Consider the following 25222-nt stretch of genomic DNA (forward strand, 5'->3'; position numbering starts at 1 on the left):
TATTTCACCTCCTACGCCTGCATTACCATTCCGAACCCTGTTCCGCCTAACGAACCAATTCCATCTGATAACATATTTTCTAACAAATATTTTGGTGCCTCCACCTCAATAAGCCCAATAGAGCAAGCAATATAAATATCATAATGTAAAGCAACTGTTTTCTTCATTTTCAGTGGAGTAATTCTCATTGCCTCGATATCTTTTTCTACAAAATCACCATACTTATCCCGCATCTTAATCAATAAATTCCTTTTTAATAGTGGTACAAATTGCTCATCCTCATGACTAAAAAACCAATCTTTGAATGTTTCTCTATCATGGTCTCGGCAAACAATCGGTGAGAGTGTTTTAAACACCATACATTCTTCTACTACCGGAGGAACCTTAACGATATCCACGCGCCGAATTATTAACTCACAATTTTCTGTAATTTTTAGTGGACTATTTCTTAAACTGACAAATGCATTATAAAAAACAATGGCCAACTCAGAATTTCCCGTTGAAAAATTAATAATTAATTGTTTCCCTTTTACAACGATACCTTCTTTTCCAAATACCCCATCTTTAAAGTAGACAGAGAATGTAAAATCTTTTGGTGTATTAGTAGCATACAATTCTTCAAATACATCTGGATGTGATTGCTTCATTCCTGTTTTAATAACCATCAAAATTTTCCGTCTAAAATTTAACGGAAATCGCTCATCGCTTAGTTCACATACAACCTTCAATCTCAAATCATCACCTCATTTACTTTTTTATTATGTAGATAAAATACCTAACAAATCTATCATATAATAGATTAATATCTGCTTGCACCTAATAACAAGGGGATTTTCCCACAATTTTTCAATCTGTTCACAAAAATGACATGTATGCGCCTATTTCCCTGCCATATGTATTTGAAAACTGTACATTACAAATAAAAGGACTACTAGATCTGACCGCTAAACCTCTTTGTCAAAGTCCATTGCAATTTCACACCAAAAATGTTAACCTAAACTTTAAATAAGTTAACATCGATAATTATTATAGAAAGGAGTCAAAAACATGTACGATACAATAATAATCGGCTCTGGTGTCAGCAGTATTTTTGCCATGCTAAACCTACATACTGATCAAAAAATCCTCACTATCGATTCCGGCCCTGACATAGCTACCCGCCTTGTAAAAGCCTCCACGTCTGGTTTTGCCGGTCTAGGTTTATCAGAAGGAAAATATAACTTCTCTCCTGATTTGGGTAGCCATTTAAGTAGTAAAATTGGAGAGGCGTTAGTGCGTAAATACTTGGCAGAAGTCGAATCCATACTCAATACATTTGGCGCGAAAGCTGCACTGACATATCAATCTCACGCAACTAACCAAAGCGACTCTTCTATAAAATTCCTAGCATGTCACACAAAACATTTAGGCACAGTGCTTTCCAAAGAGGTCTACCATAATATCTTTACCTACTTATCTGATAAAGTAGATTTTCTATTCAATAATGCAGTGACTAATATAGAAAAACAAGATGGAAACTTTCGTATTACAACCTCAGAAAATCATGTTTTTCATGCAAAAAAAGTCATTGTTGCCACTGGCTCAAAAAAGAATGCTGCTCTCAATAAAAGTTTTGCCAATCTAGGGCTTGTATACCAAAATAATCGAGTTGATATTGGCTTTCGTATCGAAACTTTGAGTGAAACATTCGATTCGCTACTACAAAATGATTTAGAAGTAAAGATGAAAAAGGCCAATATGTATAGTTACTGTATGAATAAAAATGGCCGGGTGATTAAGAGAAACCTACACGGTCGAGTCACACCCGAGGGCCAAAATAGTAGAGAAGAAACACCAAGCAAAAATCTAAACTTCACACTTTTTCGCCCGTACTATTTTGACACTGAAGCACAGATGAACGCTTATCTCGACTCCCTATTTGATAAAATCAATCAAAATAGCGACCGAATCATTGGCTATCCTCTTCACTCTCTTTCCTCAGAATTTGAATCTATCAAAAAAGTTCAGAGTACATTAGCCTATGAATCGGATTTTACAGCGAACATCCTTTTAGATGATTTGTTGACAGATACAATAGATTTTCTTCACTGCTTAGAGCAGAGTATGCAGTCTAAAATAGACGGAAACACCTTATTATACTGCTATGACACGAAATATTTCGGACCGGAAATACACACCAATATTCGTTTTGAATCTGATGTTCCTGGTCTTTATTTTATCGGGGATTGCTCTGGTGTAACGTATTCCCTTTCACACGCGGCTTGCAGTGGTTTATATTTGGGTGAGGTTCTCAATTAAAAAGACACCATCCGCACCACTTATTTTTGCGCAAAAAAAGCAAGATGGCACGCTTCCCTTTTCCCGAGAGGACGTGAATCTTGCTTTTTTATGTAAAAATGAGTTTTCCTTACTTCAATATCAATTTCCCAGCCACTTGCTTCTTATCAATCAGCTGGTGCGCACCAATCACACCTCGTAAATCAAACGTCAGCACTTCCGCAGTTTTCAGTTGTAATTTATGTGCACGGTATAAATCGGCCAAATATCCTAACGCTTCTTTATCCTTCATATCTTTCGAGCGCTTCATCCGGATTGCTTTCACTTTCTTCTCATCCGCGTTCTCTGGTAAGCTGGTAAGCGATACATAACGTCCGCCTTTCTTCACGTACTGCAATCCTTCTGCCGATGCCTTTCCCCCAAAACTGGTATCTAAAACAACATTCACTTTATTATGCAATACTTGCGATAAATCATCCTTATCGTATGAGAACACGCGATCAGCACCTAGTGCACTGACGTAATCCGCATTTTTACTGCTCGCGACGCCAATCACTTTGTATCCTTGCTCTTTCGCGATTTGGACGGCAATCGAACCGACTGCTCCAGAAGCGCCTAGAATGATGATTTTTTCACCTTTTTTCAGTTTAGCAAGTTGCAGGGCATAATAAGCCGTAATTCCGACTGACGCAAGTCCTGCTGCTTCCTCCAAACTCATTTCTTTTGGTTTTTTCACAACGTTATAGCTCGGTGTCGCAACATATTCGCTGTAGCCACCAATTGCTGGATGGCCAATTACAATGTCACCAACTGCGTAATTCTTCACTTTTGAGCCGACTTCGGTTATCTCACCGACAATATCGCTCCCTGGAACAATCGGGAACTCAAGCGGGCGCATTTTTTGCATGGCACCTGATCGTAATAAGCCATCATAAGGGTTAACACCTGCCGCTAAAACCTTGATAACTAGGCCTTTTTCACTTGCTTTTGGTTTCGGTAATTCTAATTCTTCAAATACTTCTGGTTCGCCGTACTCTTTAAAACCTAATGCTTTCATCCTGTAACCTCCATGTTTGTTTAACTATTTTCCGTTTTTGTGTCTTGATTATCTATTTCGACTTTCGTAAACCACTCTAACATGGCTTCTGCTTCTTCTTCACTAACATTATGCACCACATCAAAAGTTTGGAATGTCACATCATTACTCAAGCTTTCAAAATATTTTGCTGCTCGCTCGCCTTCTGTAATCGGAAAAACCGGATCTTTTGTGCCATGACCTATAAAAACACGTTTGGACTTCAATAATAAGTTTTTTGGTCCATTTTCTAAAAAAGTAGGTAACTTCGCGCTTAGAAAAACGCCGCCACAATACATCCCACCATTTTTCAAAAACTCAGTCATAGCAACAATTCCACCTTGGTCAAATCCAAATAGATATAATTTTTCCCGGTCAATTGATTGGTATTGCTTCAAAATCATTTCAATAAAGTCGTGAACGTTGCTTGCTGCATATGAAACCGTTTTTTCACTCGGTTCACCGTCTAATACCGGTTTATAATAGGAATAACCTGGCCCTTGCTGTACGTTACCGCGGATGCTAACAATTACAAAGCGATCCATGAGTGATTCCAGCGTGCCTGGCATATCTAATTCATCTGCTCCAATACCGTGAAGTGCAAAAATAGTCGGAAATGTATCTTCTACTTTCCGATTAATTGGCTCATAAATATCATATGCAAACATAAACAATTCCCCCGTTACTTCGCTAATTCAGCAATTTTTTTAAACTCTTCCTCCGTGAGTGTCAAACCTTTGCCCATTTTTTCATTGCCCGGTGACCAGTCACGAATATCGTATTTTGGCGCACGCCCGTTCCAACTGATGAGATTAACCTCTTTGCGCCAACCCTTTGCATTCTCCGACAAAACACCAATATGTTCTACAATTTCATATTCAATATTGCTCATCTGCCAAAACTCCTTTTTTAAGTAATGTTCCACATAGTTCATACTAACAGATATTTACCCTCAAATCGCCTCGCAGAATCGTATTTCAAAAAAATCTTTTTATTTTGACTAGAAAAATCGCTGTGGTTGCGTTAGGATGGGATTAGAGACTAGATGGAACGGAGGCCGTAATAGTGGAAGAGACTCCTCAAGATTTTTTATTAGATACGTGTTTATTAGCAGGAAAAATTATGATGGAAAGCGGTGCAGAGATGTACCGTGTGGAAGATACAATGAGTCGGATTGCAGAGGCAGCCTCTGAGAGGAAGGGTATTAGCTTCGTGACACCGACCGGGATTTTTATGGCTTTGCATGGTGGTTCAACCGTGAAAATGGAGCAGATTCCGGCGCGAACGATTAACTTGGAAAAGGTTTCTTTGGTTAATGATTTATCGCGTGAGTTTACCATGAAGCAAATTACATTGGGGCAACTTTATACGAGATTGCGGGCGCTTGATAAGGAAGTGAAATTTTTCCCCGTCTGGTTGCAGATTGTCGCGGCGGCGGTCGTGAGTGGGACACTGATGATGATTTTTGGTGGGGTTTGGAAAGACTTATTGACGACTTGTATTATCGGTGCGATTGGATTTGTGATTTTTTATTACGGGACGGAATTCTTTAAAGTGAAATTTTTAGCGGAGTTTTTAGCGGCTTTTTCGGTTGGTTTGCTGGCCGTTTTGGCGATTTCTATCGACTGGGGAGTGAGTCTGGATAAGATGATTATTGGAGGCGTGATGCCACTCGTTCCTGGCGTGCCGATCACGAATGCGGTGCGCGATTTGCTGGCTGGACACTTGTTATCTGGAATGGCACGCGGTACAGAGGCATTGATTACGGCTGGGACGATTGGAATTGGAATTGCTGTGGTTTTTCGGTTTTTTGGCTAATGAAGTGCTAAAATGGCTCGTTCAGCTCCGACAGAAATTGTTAGGGGGCGCAGAAAAACTCCTCTTTTGACTTTTTTGGAGGCCACGAAATTTCCGAGGAGCTAGCCATTGAAGCCTAATCTGAAAAGAACCAAGCAATGATTCCAATCGCAACACACACATGTAAGGAGGTAATAACATGTTTTGGACTATTCTCATGCAACTCGCTTTTAGTTTTTTAGCCACGCTCGCATTTGCAATTATCACCAATGTTCCTCGTCGCTCGCTTATTGAGTGTGGTCTGACAGGAACATTTGGCTGGATGACTTATTGGGTTTTAATGCAATTTGACGCTGGGACAACGATAAGTACGCTTGCTGGTGCTTTTATTGTCGCTATCGCCAGTTTCTTTTTTGCAAAATCAAAAAGGTTGCCAGTCACGATTTTCAATGTTCCTGGCATTGTTCCGCTTGTACCTGGCGGACTCGCATACCAAGCCGTTCGGAATTTTGTGCTCGGCGATTATCTTGAAGCTATTTCGTTTTCTGTACGTGTCGCCTTAGTTGCTGGTGCGATTGCTGCTGGCCTCGTTCTTTCGGAGATTTTAAACCATAGTATCCGTCGTTTTCGAGAACATAAGGAGAATATTTGAGTCTCTTTCTTTATAGATAGGAAATACGCCTCTTGAATCGATACGTATATACATGTATACTATTATAGAAAAGGTGATTACAATGATGTATGCATTGAAAAGATCCACTAGAAAATCTGGTCATAGTGTTATTACAACATTGCCGCCGGATATCATGTCTAAACTAGAGCTCGTTTCTGGCGATAATGTGGAATTTGTAATTAAGGATAATGTCGTAGAACTAAGAAAAGCCGCTGAGAAAAAAGAAGCTGTCTCCCAAGATTTTCTGAAAATGGCCGAAGAAGTGCTAGATGAATACGATCAAGCCTTCCGCGGTTTAGTCGATCGATGACGCTTCGTTATCTCACGGAACCCGAGGTCATTATGCTAAACGGTTTGTTGATTAAGAAATTTAGTCCGATGGAACCCATTGGTATTATCGAGCCTGGTGCGCTGAATATGTTCATAGAACAGCCGAAACAAATCGTTTTCGAGCGTGAACTTTATCCAACATTACATGATAAAGCTGGGATTCTTTACAAAAATTTAGTCATCAAACATTGTTTCGCAAATGCAAATAAGCGGACAGCTCTTGCTTCTCTAGCTTTATTTTTAAAATATAATGGTTCGCAATTAATGGCCTCCAATCAAGATGCAGAAGATTTTACAGTTAGTATTGCATTAAATAGTACTATGCAACTCGAAGCCATTTCTACTTGGATTCAAAAAAATTCGGTGATGCCTCGCTAACAGGCATCGCCGAATTTTTTATATGAAAGAACTCACTCGATTATTTTTTGTAAATTTATAGCTCGCAATGCAGAAGAATAGTAAGGCATATCCTAGTATAATCGCGATATTCAAGCTAATTGATGCCAAATTGCCATTGTCTTGTAAAGTCGTTATCGCGTTCATTACCCAATATTGTGGCAGGAATTCCGCAATTTTTTGCATGAATGCTGGCATGATTTGAACTGGAATAAGCGCGCCTGATAGCAAGCTTGTAAGTGTAAATAAAATCATTTGTAATCCGCTGACGCTCTTTCTACTTGTCGCCGTGAATCCGAGTGCTAATGACAGCAAGACTGCCATAATTGCAAAGACAAATAACACGCCAAATAGTGCGAAATAGGATACGCCTGGGTCAATTTTGAATGCAAATCGCATCGCCGTTAGACAAATCGTAATCTCCGTCACAACGACCGCTAGCGCAAATAGAGCATTTCCAAATAAATAGGCTTTACTGCTAAGCGGTGTTGACATCAAACGGTAAAATGTGCCATCTTCTTTTTCTTGCAAAATCAGCTCGCCCAGATTACCAGCCGCATAAAGCAGCATCATACATAGAAAACCAAGAATTTGCGTCGACATCATTAATACGATATCTTGCTGATTACTCGTTGTTTTTTGTATCACATTTACTTTAGATTGATCAAACGTCGTTGCATATTTTGAAAAGTCTTGTCCGCCTTTTTCACTCGCCTGAATCATCGTCATAATATTGCTAAGCGAGGCATCCACTGTTCTTTTCACTGTGTTATTAACCGCATCACCTTGCATCGATTTTACTTTAATATGTTGTGGATTAAGCGCCGCAATACTATCCTCCGAGCCTTTTTCAAAAATAATGAGCGCATCTAATTGTCCACCAGTTAATTTCTTATCTCCAGAAGCCTTCGAAACAGACTGAATACTATCGTTATCTTGCTTCATCCAAGTCACCATTTGTGTCGTATAAACACCTGGATCCTCATTCACCAAACCAACTTTCAATGCAGTCGTCTCAGATTGAGCCCCATATGAAAGAAAGTAGATTAAAATACTTAAAATCGGCAAACCTATAATCACGAGCAGCTTTGCCTTATTTTGTGTGAGGCTTTTCAAATTATGCCTGAAAATCCAACCAATTTGTTGCATTTTAATACACTTCCTTTCGTCTAATCCACAAGCTCATCCCAACGACAAGAACTCCGGTTATCAATAAGTTTGTCAGAATTGGAAACGTTGCTGCAGCTAAATCATGATTATACAATACATCCTTGACACCGACACGAACCCAACCAATTGGCGATAATTTTGACATTAGCCCGTCACCAGTTGGGAAATACGCGCCTCCCAGAAAAGCAAATACTTGTATCATAATTGACGCAGCTCCATTCGCCGCGGGATTACCATTGCTGAACACATCGACCGCCATTCCAAGTGCCACCGATAAGAATAATAAACTAAAATAAATGACAAAAATAACAAGGCTATACTCGCCCCAATTAACGCCGAAAAACAAATCGGAAATGACCATCAGCAAAATGAGTGAGACCGTCTGCATAAAAATCGCACCGAGAAAATTTCCAATAATCGCAGTCGACTTCTTGATCGGTGCAATGAATAAGCGTACATCGGTATGTCGCACTTTTTCCTCACGAAATACGTTGATGCCGCTATTAATCCCAAACATCATGACCATAGCAATCATCGCAATCGCATAATATTCGAAAGCACTAATATCATTGCCTGATGCTAATTCTTCCACTTGAATCGCAGTATCAGATGCTTTCGGAGGACTTTGCAAAACAGTAGCCTGTGTTGGATCCACTTTTATAATCGTGCTCGCCAACCGATATTGCGATGTAAAGCCATTCAAATAGCCATCGAGCACACTTTTCTCAATCTGACTTGGTGAATTCGTTGTCACCGTCAAATCATCTTTCACGTCCACGTAGCCCACAGCGTCACCGTTATCAACCGCTTCTTTGCCAGACTTCGCACTATCCGCCTTTTTAAACGTCACCTGCTTTCCACTAGCCTTCATTGCAAACGAACCAAACGCCTTACCTAGCGGATTATCCTTTTGTACCGTGTATTCCACCGTCATTTTATCCAGCTCTACATCACTACTAAAAGCATTTTGCAACACACTTCCCAGCACCAAAATCAACGCTAATGGGAAAATCATCATATAGAGGAAAAAGCCCTTGTCACGTAGCGTTAGCTTGATTGCCTTCAACATAATATGAAAAATCATCATCACAAGCTCAACTCCCTCTCTAATCTCGTAATTTCCGGCCCGTTAAATTCAAAAAGACCGTTTCCAAATTCAGCGTTTGCTGGTTCATCTCAATCACTTCAACTGACTGGCTAATTAGCGCACCTAATACTGTATTCAAATTATTTACTTCACTGCTGGATGTAATCTTAAGCGTATTGCCTTCTATTACTTCCACCGCTTGAATACCTGAAATCGCCCGCAATACATCTAAATTTATTTTTGCCACATCGTCCACAACTAAACGCATTTCTTTGATGTCCGAAACAAGGCTCACCAATTGCTCCTTCGTGCCCTCTGCAATCACTTTTCCGTGGTCAATAATTGAAATATAGTCACACAATTCCTCCACTTCTTCCATATAATGACTCGTGTAAATAATCGTGCATCCCGATTCATTCAACTTCTTAATCGACTTCAAAATATAATTCCTAGACTGCGGATCAATCCCAACCGTCGGCTCATCCATAATAATCAGCTCCGGTTTATGCGCAATCGCACACGCAATATTCAACCGCCGCTTCATCCCACCTGAAAAAGTCCCCGGCTTATCCTTTGCCTTATCTGCCAAACCAACAAACTCCAAAGCCGTTACCGCTGCTGCATCCAATTCCTTTCCACGCAACCCGTAAAGTCCCGCAAAAAAACGCACATTCTCAAAAGCCGACAAATCCGTATACAGCGCAATTTCCTGTGGCACTAAACCAATTCGTTGCTTAATCTGTAAACTATGCTGTTCCTGCTCCTCTCCAAATAAGCGAATCTGTCCGCTATTCTTCTTCAAAAGCCCGCATAAAACACTAATCGTCGTACTTTTCCCTGCACCGTTAGGACCAAGCAAACCAAAAATCTGCCCCTCCTCGATCGTCAAATCCAAATTATCCACGGCAATATTTTTTTCAAACTTCTTCGTCAACTGCTCAATTTCAACGATTTTCATAACTTCTCCTCACTTCCATTATCATCTTACTTACTAGTATAGAAAAAAAAGGAGCATCACAATAGTGCAATTACTCATTTTCTTCCCGTGAGAATCCCACGAATTTATTCAGCTGGAATTGGCAATAACGTCACAATCACAAAACCATTCGCCGCATCAATAATTAACTTACCTCCCAGTTTCGCCGTTCGCTCCTCCATTCCCGTCAAACCTAAACTTTTGTTTAATGAAGTAGCACCAATCCCATTATCACGAAACTCTAAACGCACGAATCTATTCAAAACAGCTAGCGATACCTCGACCTTTGTTGCTTGGCTATATTTCAACACATTCGTAAGCCCTTCCGTCATATTTTGAATCAACACATACCACATTCCTTGCGATATTTTTCCAACAACACCTTGCATCTGAAAAATTGTTCGAATCCCATACTGCATCTCAAAAGCCTCCAGCTGCGCCTTCAATCTATTAACACCCAAACTTTCCTGCGCCGGCTTTGTCATTTTCAACGTTTTTCGAATTTCTTCAATACCCGATTGATTAATCGCAATCGCATTATTCAGCAATTCTGTAGCCTTTTCAAGGTCAATTGGAAGTAGCGCTTTAGCAGCCTCTAACTGCATCAAACCACCCGTCAACGAATGTCCCAATTGATCGTGAATTTCATGTGATAACGTATTCCGCTCCTCTAATTTTGCCAAATATGCCTGCCTAAGCCCATTCGTTTCTGCAGCCTCAAGCCTTGCAACAAAGCCATCCAACTTCACTCGCATATCTTCATTTTCAAGTGTTAATTCTTCTAATAAATAAGCCATCCGGTTCAAATGCCAATAAAACACCCCTACAAACACACTAATTCCTACATACATCAATGGTAATCCGCTGAAAAAAAACATAATGCAGGTCAAAAGCAAAGGCCCCCAGATCCAGCCTATATTTATTTTTCGCCCCTGTAACCAAAGCGCAAACGTACAAAATGGTAATAACAATATCAGTAACGGCAAATACCACAACCCTGAAATGCCTACAAGAACAATTAATAAAATACGAATTTCTACTCTATAACGCACTAAAATAAAAGATAACAATGTCACTGACAAATACAATAAAAAATGCAGTAAATAAAGTGCTATAAGAGCTCCTTTCGCATTCACCTCAAACAAATAGGCAATCAGCAACACGCAGACAGCCACATCGAGCATTACCTTCCACTTCGTCATGCCTCGCCGCCTCCAACACGCCCCGTCAAATAAAGAATCGCCAGTTGCGTCCGGTGATCCAATCCTAATTTACCGAGCAAAGCCGAAATATTATTGGCGACAGTACCTTCCGAAATAAATAAATTTTTAGCAATTTCCTTGTTTGACAGCCCACTCGCAATAGCCTTCATCACGTCCAGTTCACGCGCCGTCAAATGTAAGTTACTCAAATCCGGTTTTGCCTCACTAACGAGTGATGATTTCACTTTATCCCAAATTTCGTCCTGTAAAATACTCTGATTTTGCATCACGCTCGTAATCGCATGACGAATCATCTGCGGATCATTGTTTTTAAGTAAGTAACCCTTCGCCCCGTTTTCAATAGCTTTCAAAATAAAAGCATCATCATCAAATGTCGTCAAAATAATTACTTTCGTCTGCGTCGTTTCCGTAATCTGCTTCGTTGCCTCAACCCCGTCCATTACCGGCATCCGCACATCCATCAGTACCACATCCACCTCATGCATCTGACAAAAAGCCACTGCCTCCGCACCATTTTCCGCAGCACCTAAAACCTCAATCCCGTCCATTGTCCCCAAAATAATTTCTAACCCACCGGTAATAAAAGAATTATCATCTACTACTAAAATTTTAATCATATTCGCCGCCACCATCCATTTCATAAATCCAACATAGCATATTTCTAACTATTTCTCCATTCATCAAAAAAATCGCCCCACCTATTTCATTAGGCAGAACGATTTTTTGGAGCTTTTAGTTAGAAACCGGCACGACTGCACCTTTCCACTCTTTTGTAATGAAATCTTGAATTTCTTTTGATTGTAATACTTTCACTAATTCTTTAATATCTTTGTTGTCCTTATTCTTCTCTTTTGCTGCAACGATATTCACGTAAGGAGAATCTGTTTTCTCAATCGCAATTGCGTCTTCTTTCGGATTCATACCTTGATCTACAACAAAATTCGAGTTAATCGCAACAATATCGCCTTCTTCGTTGTTATATGCTGTCATCAAGTAGCCAGCATCCACATCATACTTGAACTTAATGTTTTTCGGATTTTCTACGATATCATCAAACGTCACGTCTTGGCGCTTCACACCATCTTTCAATTTAATCACGCCATTATCAGCCAAAATTCCTAGCACACGTGGCCAATCCGATTTACTGTTAGACATAATCACTTGGGCATTTTTCGGCAAATCTTCTAGTGAATCAATTTTCTTAGAATAAAGGCCCATTGGCTCAATATGAATGCCACCCATGTTTACGAATTTATAACCTTTTTCCTTCATTTCAAGCTCCATGTAAGGAATCGTTTGGAAATAGTTCGCATCCAAGTCGCCTTCATCTAATGCCACATTAGGCATAACGTAATCCGTGTATTTTTTAATATCTAGATTAATACCTTTTTTTGCTAAGATAGGTTTCGCTTTTTCTAAAATAACAGCATGTGGTGAGTTAGAAGCACCGATAACGAGTGTTGTTCCTTTATCGCTACTCGCGTCATCTTTCGAACCTCCGCCACAAGCCGCTAAAACTAATACCAATGTCAGTGTAAATAATCCTAATAAAACTTTTTTCATCTATTAACTCCCCTTTTCTATCGTTTATCGACCCATTTGGTCAAGATGTCCCCAATGAATTGGAAAACAAATACTATAATTAAAATAATAATAGTCGCAACTAATGTGACTGCCGGCTGCGCTCGTTGGAAGCCTTCTAAATAAGCCGCATTCCCAAGCCCTCCTGCACCGATAACACCTGCCATAGCCGTGAAACCAACCAGTGAAATCGCCGTCACCGTAATACCTGAAATAATCGCCGGCAAAGCTTCAGGAATCAAAACCTTACCAATGATTGTGAATAAATTGGCACCCATTGCTTTTGCTGCCTCGATAACGCCCTTATCCACCTCGCGAAACGCAATTTCAACCATGCGCGCATAAAATGGAGCCGCCGAAATAATCAAGGCTGGTAGTGCCGCCTTTGGTCCAATAATCGTACCGACAAGCGTTTTTGTCATCGGAAGTAATAACACAATTAAAATAATAAATGGAATCGAGCGGAACACGTTGACCAAAATGGCTGTTATCCAATACGCCGTCCTTGATCCCGCATCCTTTTTTCGGTTCGTCAAGAATAAAACAAGCCCCAAAGCCAATCCTAAAATAAAGACCGCTACCAGAGAAACTAGCGTCATATAAAGCGTCTCTTCTGTGGCCGTTTTCATCATGTCCCAATCGACATTTGCGAAATATCCTGTAGAATCGTTCATCCTTCAATCACTTCCGTTTCTATCTCAAGCTCGCGTAACCGAGTGATTGTGGCATCTACTTGCGACGCTTCACCTTGAATTTGAATATATAAAGTCCCATACGCACCATTTTGTGTTTGCGTCAAGTTCCCATGTAAAATATTGAGTAACACTTTATTATCTTGCGCCACTTGCGAAATAATTGGTTGTGTCGCTGTCCCGCCAACAAAAAGCAACTTCACAAGCTTACCTTCTGAATAGTTTTCCAGCAACAGATGAATCAATTCTTCCGTTTCATCTGACTCCGTTACTTGACGTACAAAACGCTTCGTCACAGACTCTTTCGGATGTTGGAAAACTTCAATCACATCGCCAAGCTCAACCACGCGCCCAGCTTCCATGACCGCTACACGATTGCAAATTTTGCGGATGACGTGCATTTCATGTGTAATCACGATAATCGTTAAATTCAGACGACGATTAATATCTAGCAATAGTTCCAGTACTTCGTCAGTTGTTTGAGGGTCAAGTGCTGATGTTGCCTCGTCACAAAGCAAGACTTTCGGGTTATTTGCAAGCGCGCGTGCAATCCCAACACGCTGCTTCTGTCCACCACTTAATTCTGACGGATACGCATTTTCTTTTCCTTCCAAGCCGACAAGCCGAATCAACTCATTCACTCGAAAACGTCTTTGCTCACCACGCACTCCTGCAATCTCCAAAGGAAAAGCGATATTATCGTATACCGTGCGTGACCAGAGTAAATTAAAATGTTGAAAAATCATTCCAATTTGCTGACGTGCCCTGCGCAGTTTACTCCCTCTAATTTTGGAAATAAATAAATCGTCCACTTCCACTGTGCCTTCTGTTGGCAACTCTAAACCATTAAACATTCGAATCAGTGTACTTTTACCAGCGCCCGAATATCCGACAACTCCGAAAATTTCACCCTTCTCGATATCTAGACTTACATCGTTTACAGCTCTGACATTATTTTTCCGAACCTTGTAATCCTTTGCAACATTTTTAAGCCTTATCAAAGTAAACTCCACCCTCAATCTTTTTCTAAAAACAAAAAACCTCTCTTGCTACTTGGAGCGAAGAAAGGTGTAATTACATACATAATTTACGCTTTTCTCTCATCTCTCAGAACATAACGCTCTGTATGAATTAGCACCTTGCAATGAATGCATCGAACATCCACTTAGGTTGCTGGGTTTCTTCGGGCATGTCCCTCCACCACTCTTGATAAGATTATTTTTCAGGCGTCCATATTTCGCGCGCCTTGTGTTTATTAATATTACATGTTTTTAGTCGGATTTGTCAAGATTCAATTGCGAATTTATTTTGAAAAACCAAAATCGATCAATGTTTGGGCATCGCTCATTCGTTCTTTTTCATTTTTACTACCCAATGAAATCGAAATAATTCGTTTACCATTCTGAACTGCCGTTGCAATAAGGCAATAGCCGGCTTGATCTGTATATCCTGTCTTTAAGCCGTCCATACCTTGCACAAGGCCATCTGCCAGCACTTTATTTGTCGTCTGGATAGAATCCCCTTTTTGCATCACATATTCCGAGCGCGATGTCGTTTCCAGCACCTCTGGGTAATCTTTTAGTAATCGCTTCGTCAAAATCATTAAATCAGCCGCCGTTGATACGGATATATCTCCAGCCTCATTTAGCCCACTTGCACTACTAAAATGCGTCTTATCTGACATTCCGAACTCGTGCGCTTTTGCATTCATTTTGTCTACAAAGTTCTTCTCATCAACCTGACTTGCGAGCGCTTCTGCAGCATCATTTGCCGACATAATTAACATCGCTGCAAATAAATCCTGTGCCGTGTAGTATTTTACTCCCGTTTTAGCGTAAAGACTCACCGCCTGGGGATCATCCAAATAACGTAAGGATAGCATCTCATCCCAAGCGAGTTTTTTTGTATGTACCGCCTCTAAAATCAAATAAGTCGTCATTAATTTGGTCAAACTAGCAATTGGGACAGCTTTATTCTCGTTTTGTGACAAAAGCGTTTTATCCTCTTTCGCATCAACAACAAGCGCACTCGTTGCCTCAAATAATGGCTTAGCACGTGTATCCTTCATAAAAAATATAAAAACTAAAATAGCAACTATCGTCAAGCAAGCTAACACTAGAACAAGCGTCTGTTTTTTCATCTTTTCCCCTCCTCCTAATACATCTTACCTGAAAATAATAAAATGGAAGGTAAGAAATTAGAAAGAAAAAGTAAAGATTCAGCGCCTAAAATAACAGTTTTGTAAGAAAACAAATTATTTTATATGCTGAATCTCAAAACTAACGCTCACTAATCGGCAATTTCACCGTAAAAGTTGTTTTTCCTTTTCTACTCGTTGCAAAAACATATCCACCATGGCGCTCAACAATCGACTTCGCAATCGCTAGACCAAGTCCAGTTCCTACCGTTGTCCGATTCTTGTCTACTTTATAAAAACGCTCGAACAATTGTGGCAAGTCACTGGCCGGTATCTCTGTCCCATAATTCGAAACCTCGATAATTGCCATTCCAGCTTCTTTTTTCGCACTAATATCGATTTTCTTCCCAGAAGCACCATATCGAAGCGCATTGGAAAACAAATTCTCGAACAAGCGCATAATCTGCATCCCATCACCCTTGACTTTCAGATTATCCACAGCATACATCTCAACGATGCGCACTTCTTTCTCCGCAGCAGAGCGTTCATACTCAGAAACCAATTGGCGCAGTAGTTCCACCATATCCAACATGTCTTCCTTAATATGAAATTCTGTGCTTTCAAGTCGTGTATAATCAAACAAGTCATCAATCAATTTATGCAACCTTTGCGCCTTGCCGTATACAAGTTCCGTATAATGACGTAACTCCACCTCATCCCGGTATCTATCCTCGTGAATGTAACTTAAATAACCCAAGATCGATGTTAACGGCGTACGTAAATCATGCGACACATTTGTGATTAAGTCATTTTTAGCTTGTTGCGCCTCTTGCTCTTGCTCAATCAGTTTTGCCTGATGTTCTCTCATTTTCTCGATGCTTTCCTCCAACTGTATAATCTCTGGAATCAAACTATCCTGCTCCATAGGCTGATCTTGAAGAATGGCTATATTAATTTGTCGCAACTGTTTTCTGAGTAAATTCTGCTTAAAAAGCCAATAGAAAAAATTGAAAAAGATGAACGCAACAGCTAAAATACCAAGATATTTAACCGTGATGAGCCATGGTGAATTAAGCAATCTATCATAACGACCATAGCCAAATAAATCAATAAACCGCGTTGTAGTTCCAGTCAACACTATCGAATCACTCGTCACAGAAACCAGCCATAAGCCAATCGTCCGCAATGTAATAACACTCGCCCACCAAGACAAAAATGCTAAAACAATAATTTGCAGTAAGGACATTTGCTGCCAGATACGCCAAATGAACTGCTTAAACTTCAATTTTATAACCTACTCCCCAGATAGTTTTAATCACATTCTCTCCATCCATCGCGTCTCTCAATTTATCGCGTAGATTACTGATATGCACCATAACCGTCTTGCTCGCACCAAGCGCCTTCTCTTGCCAAATTCGCTCAAAAATCAACTCTGAACTAAAAACACGACCAGGCTCATTCGCAAGCAAAAATAAAATATCAAATTCCGAGGTCGTCAAATGTAAGTCCTTCTCATGTACCATCACCGTGTGCAATTCCCGATCAATCACAATTGGCCCTAAAATCAGCTGATTAAGCGGTGTACTTCCCAAATGTCCTTGCCTCATCAACTGCACCCGTCGCAAAATGGCCTTCACGCGAACCGACAGCTCTAACGGATTAAACGGTTTTACCATATAATCATCCGCCCCAGTCAAGAGACCCATAATTTTATCGTTATCCTCCGCCTTCGCACTCAACATCAAAATTGGTGTCGTAATCCCCTCTTGACGCATCAAACGGCAAACTTCTAGGCCATCCATTTTCGGCATCATAATATCTAAAACAACCAAATCCAGCTGCTCTTTTTGTACTACATCCCATACTTGGGCGCCGTCATACGCATCAAAAATCGTATAACCCTCATTTTGAAGATATAATTTCACTAAATCCACAATTTCTTTATCATCATCCGCAATTAAAATTGATGTCATTCTATCGCCACCTCACTTTTTATCTCGCTTACAAGTATTGTAACATAAGGCGCCTATCATTTCGTCAAAACTTTTTCCTCTTCCGGCTCCAAATGAATCAACACTTGCGCCTTCGCATAAAAATCGTAAATTTCCTTTTCAATCACATCACACAACGAATGCGCCTGCTCAATCGTTTGGTTATTCGCGACTACTAAATGAAAATCAATATATTCCTGCGCACCAGCACGGCGCGAGCGGAAATCATGAAACTCAATAAAATCGGCCTGATGCGTCATAATAATCCGCTTAATCTCTGCTTCCTCGCTCGGTGACAAACGCTTATCCATCAACGGCGGGAACGACTCCTTCAACAATTTCCAAGCCTCATACATGATATAAAACGCCGTCAAAATCGCAATCAATGGATCAAGCCATAGCCATCCCGTCAAATGAACGAGCAACAAACTAAATGCAATCCCAAGCGATGTGAACACATCCGTATACAAATGTAACGCATTCGACTTCATCGCTACCGAATTCTCTCTATCCGCTGCCCTTTTAATAATCCGCGAAACAACAATATTCACAGCAGCTCCAAACAACATCACCGCAATACCGAGCGCTGGAAACCGAATCTCATGCGGATTGAAAAACTTATTCATCGACTCATAAATAATCCAAATCCCAGCCACAAAAATAAGGAATGTCTCAATCGTCCCCGCAATATTCTCCGCCTTGCCATGCCCATAAGGATGGTCATCATCCGCCGGCCTGCTAGAAATCCGAATCGAGAAGAACGTAATCACCGACGCAAACAAATCCATTGATGAGTGCACAGCCTCCGAAATAACTGCCACTGACCCCGTCAAAAACCCCACAATAAATTTCAAAACAACGATAACAAAATTACTTATTACCGATAGAATAGTCAAATTAGAATTGCTCATTTCTTACCCCCGTCAACATAAATAACTACCTAAAACATAGTACCATAACCCTTTCATGTGGGTCTATAGCAATCTTGTTTAGGTAGCGCATTTCTATATCGGATACGAAATTTTGTTGGTCTAACTAAAAATATAACCCTTTTATATCCAATCCGATCCGAAAATCAAAATAAAAACAGAGAGTTATCTCATCTTTTCAAAAAATCATAAACCTCCATCATATTCCCAGTCCGATAGCTCGTTGCGGCCAACTCTCCTTGCTTAAAAATAAGGAAAACAGGCACATTCGTGATTGCCCAACGCTCGGCCAATTCCGGAACATAATTCAAATCCATTTTCCCGATTGTAAGTTCAGGCATAGCATCATCCGCCATATCCACCAACTTCATCGCCTGCTGACAGCCAAGACACATTGGCGTATAAAAATAAACTGCAAAATCCTCATTATCGTCAATCCGTGCCATCAACTGTTGCTTATTCCACAAATCTGCCAATTCAAGCCCCTCCAAATGAAGAAAACCCCGTCGCATCCATGCAAGCAGGGTCTTCTATGTATCCTTATTAATCTAACGTTTTTTCGTAATCTTCCGCTGAAAGCAATGCTGCAACTTGAGCCTCGTCCGCATCTTCCACTTTCAATAACCAACCCGCATCATATGGTGCCGAGTTAAGTAATTCTGGAGCATCTTCCAATTCCTCGTTCACAGCAACTACTTTACCAGTAATTGGAGCATAAAAATCGGATACCGTCTTAACAGATTCAATACTTCCAATAGAATCACCTTGTGTAATCGTATCACCAACTTCTGGCAACTCCACGAAAACAATATCACCCAATTGATCTTGCGCAAAATCTGTAATTCCGATAACAAAATTTCCCGAGTCATCTTTCACCCATTCGTGTTCTTCTGAATAACGTAAATCCTTTGGTAAACTCATCTTAATAAATCCCCCTTCAAGTCAGTATTTACTTCCAGTTTTCTACAAATTCGCTTTCCTTGAAACCAAGAGTCACTTTTTTGCCATCTGTAACGATTGGCCTCTTAATTAGTTTACCATCTGTAGCGAGTAATGTAAACGCTTCATCCTCTGTCATTTGGTCTACTTTATCTTTTAAGCCCATTTCGCGATACAAAATGCCACTTGTATTGAAGAAACGGCGAATTCCTAAATCACTAGCTGCAAACCATTTTTGCAATTCCTCTTTTTTCGGCGGTGTTTCAATCATGTCTATTTGATTATAAGCCACTTTGTTCTCATCTAGCCACTGTTTTGCTTTCTTACACGTCGAACATTTCGGATACCAGTAAAAAGTTATCATATTAGTTATTTCCCTCCCAAAATTATAATGCTAACTCTATCATAATGGATTTTGGTGACAATAACAAATAGTTCCCTGAAAAATGCATAAAAAATGACCTTATCCATCATTTTAGATAAGGTCATTGTGCCGACAAATGCTCCATGTCGTCGTTTATCTGAGTAAGATAACTTCTACTTATTCAGCGAGCTTCTCTTCCTTAACCGTAAACATCGATTTCTGGTAGTTGTACCTGATTCCAAGCACAAGTCCTATCGCCATCATATTTCCGAGGAGTGCACTACCTCCGTAACTGATAAATGGCAATGGAATACCCGTAATTGGTAGTAAGCCAATATTCATGCCAACATTCTCAAAAACGTGGAACATAATCATCATGACAACACCAGTGCAAATATACGAATAAAACGGAATCCCGATATCAAGTGCCACACGAATAATTTGGTAAATCAACAAGAAATAAATCGCCAGCAAAATACTCGCACCGACAAATCCAAAATCGCCACCAATAACTGTGAAGATAAAGTCATTGTGATTTTCGGGGATTGCGATGGCATTGTAACCAGCACCATTTCCGCCAATTTGACCCGAACCGATTGCTGTCATGGCACGCAACACTTGATAACCACCACCTTGAGGATCTGATTCAGGATTGATCCACGTATGAATACGCTCAAATTGGTACGATTTAAAACCTAATTTTACAAGCCAGCTTTCATGATAGAGTACTAAGTATAGTAACGTTCCCCCAATAGCAACAATCGAGCCATAAATAGGTACAATAAGTTTCCAAGTAATTCCTGATACTAAAATCATACCAGACATAATCGCGATGAAAACAAGGCCAGTCCCTAAATCGGGCTGTAACATGATTAAACCAATCGGAATAATTGTAATGATTCCCATTTTAACTAGTAGCAGAAAATCCAATTTAACAGTATGCATTTTGTACTTCCGATTGTGGTCCCAAATCACTTTTGCAAGAACAATGATAAGGATAACTTTCACAACCTCAGATGGTTGGAGGCTTCCTAGAAACGGAATAATAATCCAGCTTTTCGCACCGTTTACTTCTTTTCCGAAAAATAATACGAAAACCAACATTAATAAACCTAAGCCGTAAAAATAGTAAGCCCATTTGGTCAATCGTTCATAATCTAATTGCATAATAACGAAAATTGCAAAGCCACTGACAACAAACCAAACAGCTTGCTTCATGACAAAATTGGCATTGTATTGCTCATTTGTTAACTGTGCACTGTAAATCGAAACCATACTAATCACACATAATAACATCAGGGACAACACGAGACCGTAATCAATTCTCGCAGACATTTTGTTTTGCGAATTCATTCTTAGCGCTCCTTACTGGATGGAATAAGTTATTTTTCCAAACCTCTGTTACTCTTTTCCATACAGTTTAAAAAAATTTATAGATCCATTGCTTTTGGGGCATTGTAGCGTGCAGATAACACAAGGCCTATCGCCATTAAGCTACCGAGCATCGCGCTGCCACCGTAGCTAATAAATAACAGTGGAATACCCGTAATCGGCAACATACCGATCGTCATACCAACATTTTGTAATACATGGAAGAAAATCATCGCCACCACGCCTGTACAAATATAGGAATAAAAAGGAATTCCAATATCCAAGGCGACACGAATAATTTGGTAAACTAATAAGAAGTATAACACAATTAGGACACATGCACCAACAAAGCCGAAGTCCCCACCAATAATTGTGAAGATAAAATCGTTATGATTCTCTGGAATTTCGATAGCCTCATATCCGATGCCACTTCCATGTATTTCTCCAGAACCAATCGCACGAATCGACTTCAAAAGTTGCATTCCTGTTCCTAATGGATCTTGTTCTGGTTTTAGCCAAGAGGTGATACGGTTGAATTGATATTTTTCAAATCCAAGCGCTGTCAGTGTGGCCGGACTTTTTATCACGAGTATGATTAGCGTTGTGCCAATTGCCACGATACCGCCAAAGATTGGTAGCAGTAAGCGCCACGTAATTCCGGATAGGAACATCATTCCTACCATGATAGAAATGAGGACAAGCGAAGTGCCCAAATCCGATTGTAGCATAATGAGTGCAATCGGAGCCAAGGTCATGAGACTGATTTTTATGAAAAGATGGAAGTCGGTTTTGATTGTTCGCGTTTGTGTCTTTTTCGTGTGGTCCCAGATGAGTTTGGCAAGTGCGACAATGAGGAAGCTTTTCATTAACTCAGAGGGCTGGATGTTGATTGCTTCTGTCCCAACCCAACTTTGTGCGCCTTTTCGTTCAATGCCGATAACTGGTGCGAAAACGAGTAGCAATAAAAAAAGACCGAAACCGTATAAGTAGTACGCGGTTTGTTGCAGTCTGTCATAATCGAAATATTTTACGATAATTATGATAATAACGGTTCCCACGACAAGCCAAACAAGCTGCCTAATGAGGAAGTCGGTTGCGTATTGATTATTCGTCAAACTCGCGATATAGATGGCTGCAATCCCGATAAGGCACAGACACATTACGATTAAAATGATGGAATAATCTAACTTGGTGCTATTTTCTCGACTCTGTTTCATGTGCTTATCCTCCGTTTATTCTATACTATGCCAACCCATCTATTATATAAAATTTCAAGCAAGATAGGAAGCTTTTTCATTGAATTCTAATGGATCAAAAAATGGCTCTAGAGAACAAAACAGGCTACTGTCTCGTTTCCTAGAACCAGGCTTTTTAAATCTTTAAATTATCTTTACCTTTTGGTGTGAAATTTCGTTGATGCAATCGGGAGAACTCGCAAACCGCGCTCGGTTGGATGAATCTCTGCTTCAATTTTGAAAATATCGCGTAACAACGGTTTGGTGAACACTTCTTCTGGTGTACCTGCTTTCTGGATGGTTCCTTCTTCACAAACAATGACGTGATCGCTGTATCCTGCTGCTTGATTTAAATCGTGCAATACAAGAATAATCGACATGCCAAAATCTTGATTGAGTTGTTTTAAGAGATCGAGTAATTCGAGTTGATGCGAAATATCAAGATAGGTTGTCGGTTCGTCGAGTAGCAAGATTGGTGTTTTTTGCGCTAAAGCCATTGCGAGCCAAGCACGTTGTTTTTCTCCGCCTGAGAGCGTGTGTAGTGGGCGATACGCTAGCTCTTCTAAGTTACAAACATTCATCGCCCAATCAACAGCTAATTCGTCGTCTTTTTCCATCGTGCTAAGCCATGATTTGTAAGGCATCCGGCCATAACTAACGAGATCGCGAACAACGACATCGATTAAGCCGTCTGGTGATTGCGATAGCATCGTCATTTCGCGCGCTAATTTTTTGGCGCTAATAGTGTTGATATCTGTGCCGTGAAGCATTATCTTGCCTTCATTTGGTGCGAGCAAGCGCATAATGAGACGCAAAATGGTTGATTTTCCGGAGCCATTTGGACCAATAATCGTAGTTATTTTACCTTCTGGAATTTCAAGTTCAAGGTTTGTCATCCCAAAGGAACGCCGGCGCGTGAAAGTGACGTTTTGTAATGTTGTGATGGCGGTCATGATGCAACCCTCCCTCTTTGTAGTAGGAATAGGAAGAATGGTGCGCCAATCATGGCTAGCAGAATACCGACTGGTAACTCAATTGAGCCAAACCAACTGCGGGCAGCCGTGTCTGCAAATCCGACGAGCAAGGCACCACCGATTGCCGACATTGGAAGTAGGTAACGATAGTCATTTCCAATAATTAATCGGAAAATGTGCGGGACAACAAGTCCTACAAAACCGATAAGACCGGCAACGCTCACTGCTACGCCACTTAAGAAGGCTGCTAACATGATGATGAAAAAGCGGTGTTTCTCGACGGAATATCCGAGTAGTTTTGCCGCATCGTCACCGAGCAGCAGGACGTTTGATGAACGAATCGCGAAGATGCTAAGCACGAACCCAACAAACATGTATGGCAAAATGAGATTGAGATGGTACCAACTTTTTCCGGAAAGCGTTCCTGTCATCCAAGAAATGATGCTTTGAACGCGGTTACTGTAAAGAACCATAATTCCAGATGTCATCGCGCCAATGAAAGCATTGATAGCAACGCCTGATAAAATAACGCGCAATGGCGCAACTCCTTTATCCCATGCAACAGCATAAATAAGTAATGCGGTACCGAATGCTCCTAGAAACGCGCCTAGTGGGACGAATTGGCTTAAAGTTGGTAATACAATCGTCAGGACAATTGCCACAAGTCCACCGCCGGCTGAGACGCCAATCACGCCTGGATCAGCAAGTGGATTTCGCATCACGCCCTGTAATAAACAGCCAGCAATCGCGAGTGCAGATCCGACAAGGAATGCTAAGAACATCCGCGGTAAGCGTAGATTCCAAACCAGCTGAGTAGAAAGGTCATCGCCGTGTCCCATCAACGTTTGCCAAACTTCGGAGTAGCTCACCTTCACCGAGCCAGTCGTCAAGCCATAAAAGAAAACGACAACGAGTAGCAAAATCGTGATAATAAATGTGATGATTCTTCTTTTTTTACGTGGATCATGCATTATTTGCTAACCTGATTCAGTTCGTTTGCCATGTAGTCAAGCGCTTTTGTAATACGGATACCAGGGTTTGTGCCAAAAAGATCAGCAGGAAGCACGACGATATTGTTGTTTTTCACAGCTGTTGTGGAATTCCACGCATCATTTTGCTTCATTTCTTTTTGGAATGCGATTTCAGTTTCCTTTTCATCGCCACCGTGAATCATTAAGAAAATAACCTCTGGATCTGATTCGACGATTTTTTCGATATTAAGCGATGCATATTGTGGGAAATTCTCGACCCCTTTAAAATCCTTTGCTACATTTATGCCGCCTGCTGCCTCGAGGATATCCCCGCTTAGCGAATTCGGCAATGCTGCATAATTACTACCCGGCGCGCCAAGTATTAGCAACGCGCGAACTGCCTTTCCTGTTTGTGCTTGCTTTATTTCAGCGACTTTTTGGTCAATCTCTTTTTGTAAATTGGTCGCATTTTCACCTAATAATTGGGCCAAAATTGCTTCTTGTTTTTTAATATCTGCAATTGAATTAGCACCTGTCAAAACGACTTTTGCACCAATGCCTTCTAGTGCTGGCACATCTTTCAAATTCTGCTCGGAACTCGCGACAATAACGTCGGGCGTCAAGGATGCGATTTTTTCCAAGTTTAAGTCATGTGTATTACCGACTTCGGTAGCTTTTAATGCAACACTTGGCTCCACACCGCTAGCATCCATCGTTTGGCGACCAACAACCGAGCCACCAAGTGCATAAACAATCCCCATGTCAGAATTAGTCAGCGTGATAATTCGTTCTGGTTTTTTCGAGAAATTGACGGTTCTTCCTGCCATATCAGTAATCGTTAAAACAGCAGCTTCCCCAGATACTTTTTGTTTGCTGGTTTTTTCACTAGTATCTCCAGAAGAATTAACATCTTTAGGACCGCATGCCGCCATTAAAACGAGAAGTAATGAAATGAGACTCATACATAGTATTTTTTTCATGCTTTCCTCCTTCTTCGCACTCTCTTCTATTGTACTAAAAATCGAGAGTAATGT

29 protein-coding genes and 1 riboswitch are annotated in these 25222 nt (G+C 40.6%); of the genes, 5 read left to right on the forward strand and 24 right to left on the reverse strand.

What is annotated here, in order from left to right:
* Nucleotides 1-11 precede the first annotated feature (11 nt).
* A complete protein-coding gene (gene cas6 / locus R8925_RS07565; protein ID WP_430535281.1) occupies nucleotides 12-665 on the reverse strand; it encodes a CRISPR-associated endoribonuclease Cas6 in 654 nt (217 codons plus the stop codon).
* 382 nt (nucleotides 666-1047) lie between these two features.
* On the opposite strand from cas6, the gene R8925_RS07570 reads away from it, so the two are divergent.
* Nucleotides 1048-2298, forward strand: coding sequence for a hypothetical protein (locus R8925_RS07570; protein ID WP_430535282.1), 1251 nt, complete (start codon nucleotides 1048-1050; stop codon nucleotides 2296-2298).
* 109 nt (nucleotides 2299-2407) lie between these two features.
* Here R8925_RS07570 and R8925_RS07575 read toward each other — a convergent pair whose 3' ends face one another.
* The 3 genes from R8925_RS07575 to R8925_RS07585 are packed head-to-tail and all read right to left on the reverse strand — an operon-like array spanning nucleotide 2408 to nucleotide 4244.
* Nucleotides 2408-3334, reverse strand: a complete 927-nt coding sequence (locus R8925_RS07575) for an NADP-dependent oxidoreductase (protein ID WP_430535283.1) — start codon at nucleotides 3332-3334, stop codon at nucleotides 2408-2410.
* A 20-nt stretch (nucleotides 3335-3354) separates the two neighbouring features.
* Nucleotides 3355-4020: an alpha/beta hydrolase gene (locus R8925_RS07580; RefSeq protein WP_430535284.1), complete on the reverse strand. Its 666-nt coding sequence runs from the start codon at nucleotides 4018-4020 to the stop codon at nucleotides 3355-3357.
* A 14-nt stretch (nucleotides 4021-4034) separates the two neighbouring features.
* On the reverse strand, nucleotides 4035-4244 hold the full coding sequence (locus R8925_RS07585; RefSeq protein ID WP_430535285.1) for a YdbC family protein: 210 nt from the start codon (nucleotides 4242-4244) through the stop codon (nucleotides 4035-4037).
* 173 nt (nucleotides 4245-4417) lie between these two features.
* Here R8925_RS07585 and R8925_RS07590 point away from each other — a divergent pair, with 173 nt between their 5' ends.
* From R8925_RS07590 to R8925_RS07605, 4 genes are all read left to right on the forward strand, one after another.
* A complete protein-coding gene (locus R8925_RS07590; protein WP_430535286.1) occupies nucleotides 4418-5170 on the forward strand; it encodes a threonine/serine exporter family protein in 753 nt (250 codons plus the stop codon).
* A 178-nt stretch (nucleotides 5171-5348) separates the two neighbouring features.
* Nucleotides 5349-5801 carry a threonine/serine exporter family protein gene (locus tag R8925_RS07595; RefSeq protein WP_430535287.1) on the forward strand — a complete coding sequence of 151 codons (453 nt, stop codon included), beginning with the start codon at nucleotides 5349-5351 and terminating at the stop codon, nucleotides 5799-5801.
* 82 nt (nucleotides 5802-5883) lie between these two features.
* Nucleotides 5884-6132 (forward strand): AbrB/MazE/SpoVT family DNA-binding domain-containing protein, encoded by a 249-nt coding sequence (locus R8925_RS07600; RefSeq protein ID WP_430535288.1) that lies wholly within the window; start codon nucleotides 5884-5886, stop codon nucleotides 6130-6132.
* Nucleotides 6129-6530, forward strand: coding sequence for a type II toxin-antitoxin system death-on-curing family toxin (locus R8925_RS07605; protein WP_430535289.1), 402 nt, complete (start codon nucleotides 6129-6131; stop codon nucleotides 6528-6530). The genes R8925_RS07600 and R8925_RS07605 overlap by 4 nt, the downstream gene beginning before the upstream one ends.
* An 18-nt stretch (nucleotides 6531-6548) precedes the next feature.
* On the opposite strand, the gene R8925_RS07610 is transcribed toward R8925_RS07605, so the two are convergent.
* The 20 genes from R8925_RS07610 to R8925_RS07705 all read right to left on the reverse strand — a co-directional run bounded on the left by R8925_RS07610 (nucleotide 6549) and on the right by R8925_RS07705 (nucleotide 25168).
* The gene (locus R8925_RS07610; protein ID WP_430535290.1) at nucleotides 6549-7697 is read right to left on the reverse strand and encodes an ABC transporter permease; all 1149 of its coding nucleotides are present in this window, start codon (nucleotides 7695-7697) and stop codon (nucleotides 6549-6551) included.
* 1 nt (nucleotide 7698) lies between these two features.
* Nucleotides 7699-8805, reverse strand: a complete 1107-nt coding sequence (locus R8925_RS07615; protein WP_430535291.1) for an ABC transporter permease — start codon at nucleotides 8803-8805, stop codon at nucleotides 7699-7701.
* A gap of 19 nt (nucleotides 8806-8824) precedes the next feature.
* Nucleotides 8825-9763 (reverse strand): ABC transporter ATP-binding protein, encoded by a 939-nt coding sequence (locus tag R8925_RS07620; protein WP_430535292.1) that lies wholly within the window; start codon nucleotides 9761-9763, stop codon nucleotides 8825-8827.
* Nucleotides 9764-9867: 104 nt separating this feature from the next.
* Nucleotides 9868-10983: a sensor histidine kinase gene (locus tag R8925_RS07625; protein ID WP_430535293.1), complete on the reverse strand. Its 1116-nt coding sequence runs from the start codon at nucleotides 10981-10983 to the stop codon at nucleotides 9868-9870.
* Complete coding sequence (locus R8925_RS07630; protein WP_430535294.1) at nucleotides 10980-11621, reverse strand: response regulator; 642 nt, start codon at nucleotides 11619-11621, stop codon at nucleotides 10980-10982. Before R8925_RS07630 ends, R8925_RS07625 begins: the two co-directional genes overlap by 4 nt.
* A 115-nt stretch (nucleotides 11622-11736) precedes the next feature.
* Nucleotides 11737-12567 (reverse strand): MetQ/NlpA family ABC transporter substrate-binding protein, encoded by an 831-nt coding sequence (locus tag R8925_RS07635; RefSeq protein WP_430535295.1) that lies wholly within the window; start codon nucleotides 12565-12567, stop codon nucleotides 11737-11739.
* Nucleotides 12568-12584: 17 nt separating this feature from the next.
* Nucleotides 12585-13259, reverse strand: a complete 675-nt coding sequence (locus R8925_RS07640; RefSeq protein WP_430535296.1) for a methionine ABC transporter permease — start codon at nucleotides 13257-13259, stop codon at nucleotides 12585-12587.
* Nucleotides 13256-14278: a methionine ABC transporter ATP-binding protein gene (locus tag R8925_RS07645; protein WP_430535297.1), complete on the reverse strand. Its 1023-nt coding sequence runs from the start codon at nucleotides 14276-14278 to the stop codon at nucleotides 13256-13258. The genes R8925_RS07640 and R8925_RS07645 overlap by 4 nt, the downstream gene beginning before the upstream one ends.
* A 96-nt stretch (nucleotides 14279-14374) precedes the next feature.
* A riboswitch (SAM riboswitch) is annotated at nucleotides 14375-14493 on the reverse strand.
* An 87-nt stretch (nucleotides 14494-14580) separates the two neighbouring features.
* Nucleotides 14581-15417 (reverse strand): D-alanyl-D-alanine carboxypeptidase family protein, encoded by an 837-nt coding sequence (locus tag R8925_RS07650; protein ID WP_430535298.1) that lies wholly within the window; start codon nucleotides 15415-15417, stop codon nucleotides 14581-14583.
* A 139-nt stretch (nucleotides 15418-15556) separates the two neighbouring features.
* The gene (locus R8925_RS07655; RefSeq protein ID WP_430539425.1) at nucleotides 15557-16705 is read right to left on the reverse strand and encodes a sensor histidine kinase; all 1149 of its coding nucleotides are present in this window, start codon (nucleotides 16703-16705) and stop codon (nucleotides 15557-15559) included.
* Complete coding sequence (locus R8925_RS07660; protein WP_430535299.1) at nucleotides 16689-17387, reverse strand: response regulator transcription factor; 699 nt, start codon at nucleotides 17385-17387, stop codon at nucleotides 16689-16691. Before R8925_RS07660 ends, R8925_RS07655 begins: the two co-directional genes overlap by 17 nt.
* 56 nt (nucleotides 17388-17443) lie before the next feature.
* The gene (locus tag R8925_RS07665; RefSeq protein ID WP_430535300.1) at nucleotides 17444-18316 is read right to left on the reverse strand and encodes a cation diffusion facilitator family transporter; all 873 of its coding nucleotides are present in this window, start codon (nucleotides 18314-18316) and stop codon (nucleotides 17444-17446) included.
* 188 nt (nucleotides 18317-18504) lie between these two features.
* Nucleotides 18505-18810, reverse strand: coding sequence for a thioredoxin family protein (locus R8925_RS07670; protein WP_430535301.1), 306 nt, complete (start codon nucleotides 18808-18810; stop codon nucleotides 18505-18507).
* Between the two features lie 67 nt (nucleotides 18811-18877).
* A complete protein-coding gene (gene gcvH / locus R8925_RS07675) occupies nucleotides 18878-19255 on the reverse strand; it encodes a glycine cleavage system protein GcvH (RefSeq protein ID WP_036069427.1) in 378 nt (125 codons plus the stop codon).
* Nucleotides 19256-19283: 28 nt separating this feature from the next.
* Nucleotides 19284-19637, reverse strand: a complete 354-nt coding sequence (locus tag R8925_RS07680; protein ID WP_430535302.1) for an arsenate reductase family protein — start codon at nucleotides 19635-19637, stop codon at nucleotides 19284-19286.
* 177 nt (nucleotides 19638-19814) lie between these two features.
* On the reverse strand, nucleotides 19815-20990 hold the full coding sequence (gene rodA, locus R8925_RS07685; RefSeq protein WP_430535303.1) for a rod shape-determining protein RodA: 1176 nt from the start codon (nucleotides 20988-20990) through the stop codon (nucleotides 19815-19817).
* Between the two features lie 77 nt (nucleotides 20991-21067).
* On the reverse strand, nucleotides 21068-22225 hold the full coding sequence (locus R8925_RS07690) for an FtsW/RodA/SpoVE family cell cycle protein (protein ID WP_430535304.1): 1158 nt from the start codon (nucleotides 22223-22225) through the stop codon (nucleotides 21068-21070).
* A 173-nt stretch (nucleotides 22226-22398) separates the two neighbouring features.
* Nucleotides 22399-23196, reverse strand: a complete 798-nt coding sequence (locus tag R8925_RS07695) for an ABC transporter ATP-binding protein (protein WP_430535305.1) — start codon at nucleotides 23194-23196, stop codon at nucleotides 22399-22401.
* Nucleotides 23193-24188, reverse strand: coding sequence for a FecCD family ABC transporter permease (locus R8925_RS07700; RefSeq protein ID WP_430535306.1), 996 nt, complete (start codon nucleotides 24186-24188; stop codon nucleotides 23193-23195). Before R8925_RS07700 ends, R8925_RS07695 begins: the two co-directional genes overlap by 4 nt.
* Entirely contained in the window at nucleotides 24188-25168 is a 981-nt protein-coding gene (locus R8925_RS07705; protein WP_430535307.1) for an ABC transporter substrate-binding protein, read from the reverse strand. Before R8925_RS07705 ends, R8925_RS07700 begins: the two co-directional genes overlap by 1 nt.
* Between the last annotated feature and the right edge of the window lie 54 nt (nucleotides 25169-25222).

This window comes from Listeria rocourtiae subsp. hofi (assembly GCF_963575615.1).
Lineage (GTDB): Bacteria > Bacillota > Bacilli > Lactobacillales > Listeriaceae > Listeria_A > Listeria_A hofi.

Excerpts from the sequence above, each read along its gene's own strand:
- R8925_RS07635 (WP_430535295.1), bottom strand. The coding sequence starts at position 12,567 with ATGAAAAAAGTTTTATTAGGATTATTTACACTGACATTGGTATTAGTT.
- R8925_RS07600 (WP_430535288.1), top strand. The coding sequence starts at position 5,884 with ATGATGTATGCATTGAAAAGATCCACTAGAAAATCTGGTCATAGTGTT.
- R8925_RS07665 (WP_430535300.1), bottom strand. The coding sequence starts at position 18,316 with ATGAGCAATTCTAATTTGACTATTCTATCGGTAATAAGTAATTTTGTT.
- R8925_RS07700 (WP_430535306.1), bottom strand. The coding sequence starts at position 24,188 with ATGCATGATCCACGTAAAAAAAGAAGAATCATCACATTTATTATCACG.
- R8925_RS07575 (WP_430535283.1), bottom strand. The coding sequence starts at position 3,334 with ATGAAAGCATTAGGTTTTAAAGAGTACGGCGAACCAGAAGTATTTGAA.
- R8925_RS07695 (WP_430535305.1), bottom strand. The coding sequence starts at position 23,196 with ATGACCGCCATCACAACATTACAAAACGTCACTTTCACGCGCCGGCGT.
- rodA (WP_430535303.1), bottom strand. The coding sequence starts at position 20,990 with ATGAATTCGCAAAACAAAATGTCTGCGAGAATTGATTACGGTCTCGTG.
- R8925_RS07625 (WP_430535293.1), bottom strand. The coding sequence starts at position 10,983 with ATGACGAAGTGGAAGGTAATGCTCGATGTGGCTGTCTGCGTGTTGCTG.
- R8925_RS07660 (WP_430535299.1), bottom strand. The coding sequence starts at position 17,387 with ATGACATCAATTTTAATTGCGGATGATGATAAAGAAATTGTGGATTTA.
- R8925_RS07570 (WP_430535282.1), top strand. The coding sequence starts at position 1,048 with ATGTACGATACAATAATAATCGGCTCTGGTGTCAGCAGTATTTTTGCC.
- R8925_RS07610 (WP_430535290.1), bottom strand. The coding sequence starts at position 7,697 with ATGCAACAAATTGGTTGGATTTTCAGGCATAATTTGAAAAGCCTCACA.
- R8925_RS07620 (WP_430535292.1), bottom strand. The coding sequence starts at position 9,763 with ATGAAAATCGTTGAAATTGAGCAGTTGACGAAGAAGTTTGAAAAAAAT.
- R8925_RS07630 (WP_430535294.1), bottom strand. The coding sequence starts at position 11,621 with ATGATTAAAATTTTAGTAGTAGATGATAATTCTTTTATTACCGGTGGG.
- cas6 (WP_430535281.1), bottom strand. The coding sequence starts at position 665 with ATGGTTATTAAAACAGGAATGAAGCAATCACATCCAGATGTATTTGAA.
- R8925_RS07680 (WP_430535302.1), bottom strand. The coding sequence starts at position 19,637 with ATGATAACTTTTTACTGGTATCCGAAATGTTCGACGTGTAAGAAAGCA.
- R8925_RS07650 (WP_430535298.1), bottom strand. The coding sequence starts at position 15,417 with ATGAAAAAACAGACGCTTGTTCTAGTGTTAGCTTGCTTGACGATAGTT.
- R8925_RS07580 (WP_430535284.1), bottom strand. The coding sequence starts at position 4,020 with ATGTTTGCATATGATATTTATGAGCCAATTAATCGGAAAGTAGAAGAT.
- R8925_RS07705 (WP_430535307.1), bottom strand. The coding sequence starts at position 25,168 with ATGAAAAAAATACTATGTATGAGTCTCATTTCATTACTTCTCGTTTTA.
- gcvH (WP_036069427.1), bottom strand. The coding sequence starts at position 19,255 with ATGAGTTTACCAAAGGATTTACGTTATTCAGAAGAACACGAATGGGTG.
- R8925_RS07640 (WP_430535296.1), bottom strand. The coding sequence starts at position 13,259 with ATGAACGATTCTACAGGATATTTCGCAAATGTCGATTGGGACATGATG.
- R8925_RS07615 (WP_430535291.1), bottom strand. The coding sequence starts at position 8,805 with ATGATGATTTTTCATATTATGTTGAAGGCAATCAAGCTAACGCTACGT.
- R8925_RS07585 (WP_430535285.1), bottom strand. The coding sequence starts at position 4,244 with ATGAGCAATATTGAATATGAAATTGTAGAACATATTGGTGTTTTGTCG.
- R8925_RS07605 (WP_430535289.1), top strand. The coding sequence starts at position 6,129 with ATGACGCTTCGTTATCTCACGGAACCCGAGGTCATTATGCTAAACGGT.
- R8925_RS07690 (WP_430535304.1), bottom strand. The coding sequence starts at position 22,225 with ATGAAACAGAGTCGAGAAAATAGCACCAAGTTAGATTATTCCATCATT.
- R8925_RS07595 (WP_430535287.1), top strand. The coding sequence starts at position 5,349 with ATGTTTTGGACTATTCTCATGCAACTCGCTTTTAGTTTTTTAGCCACG.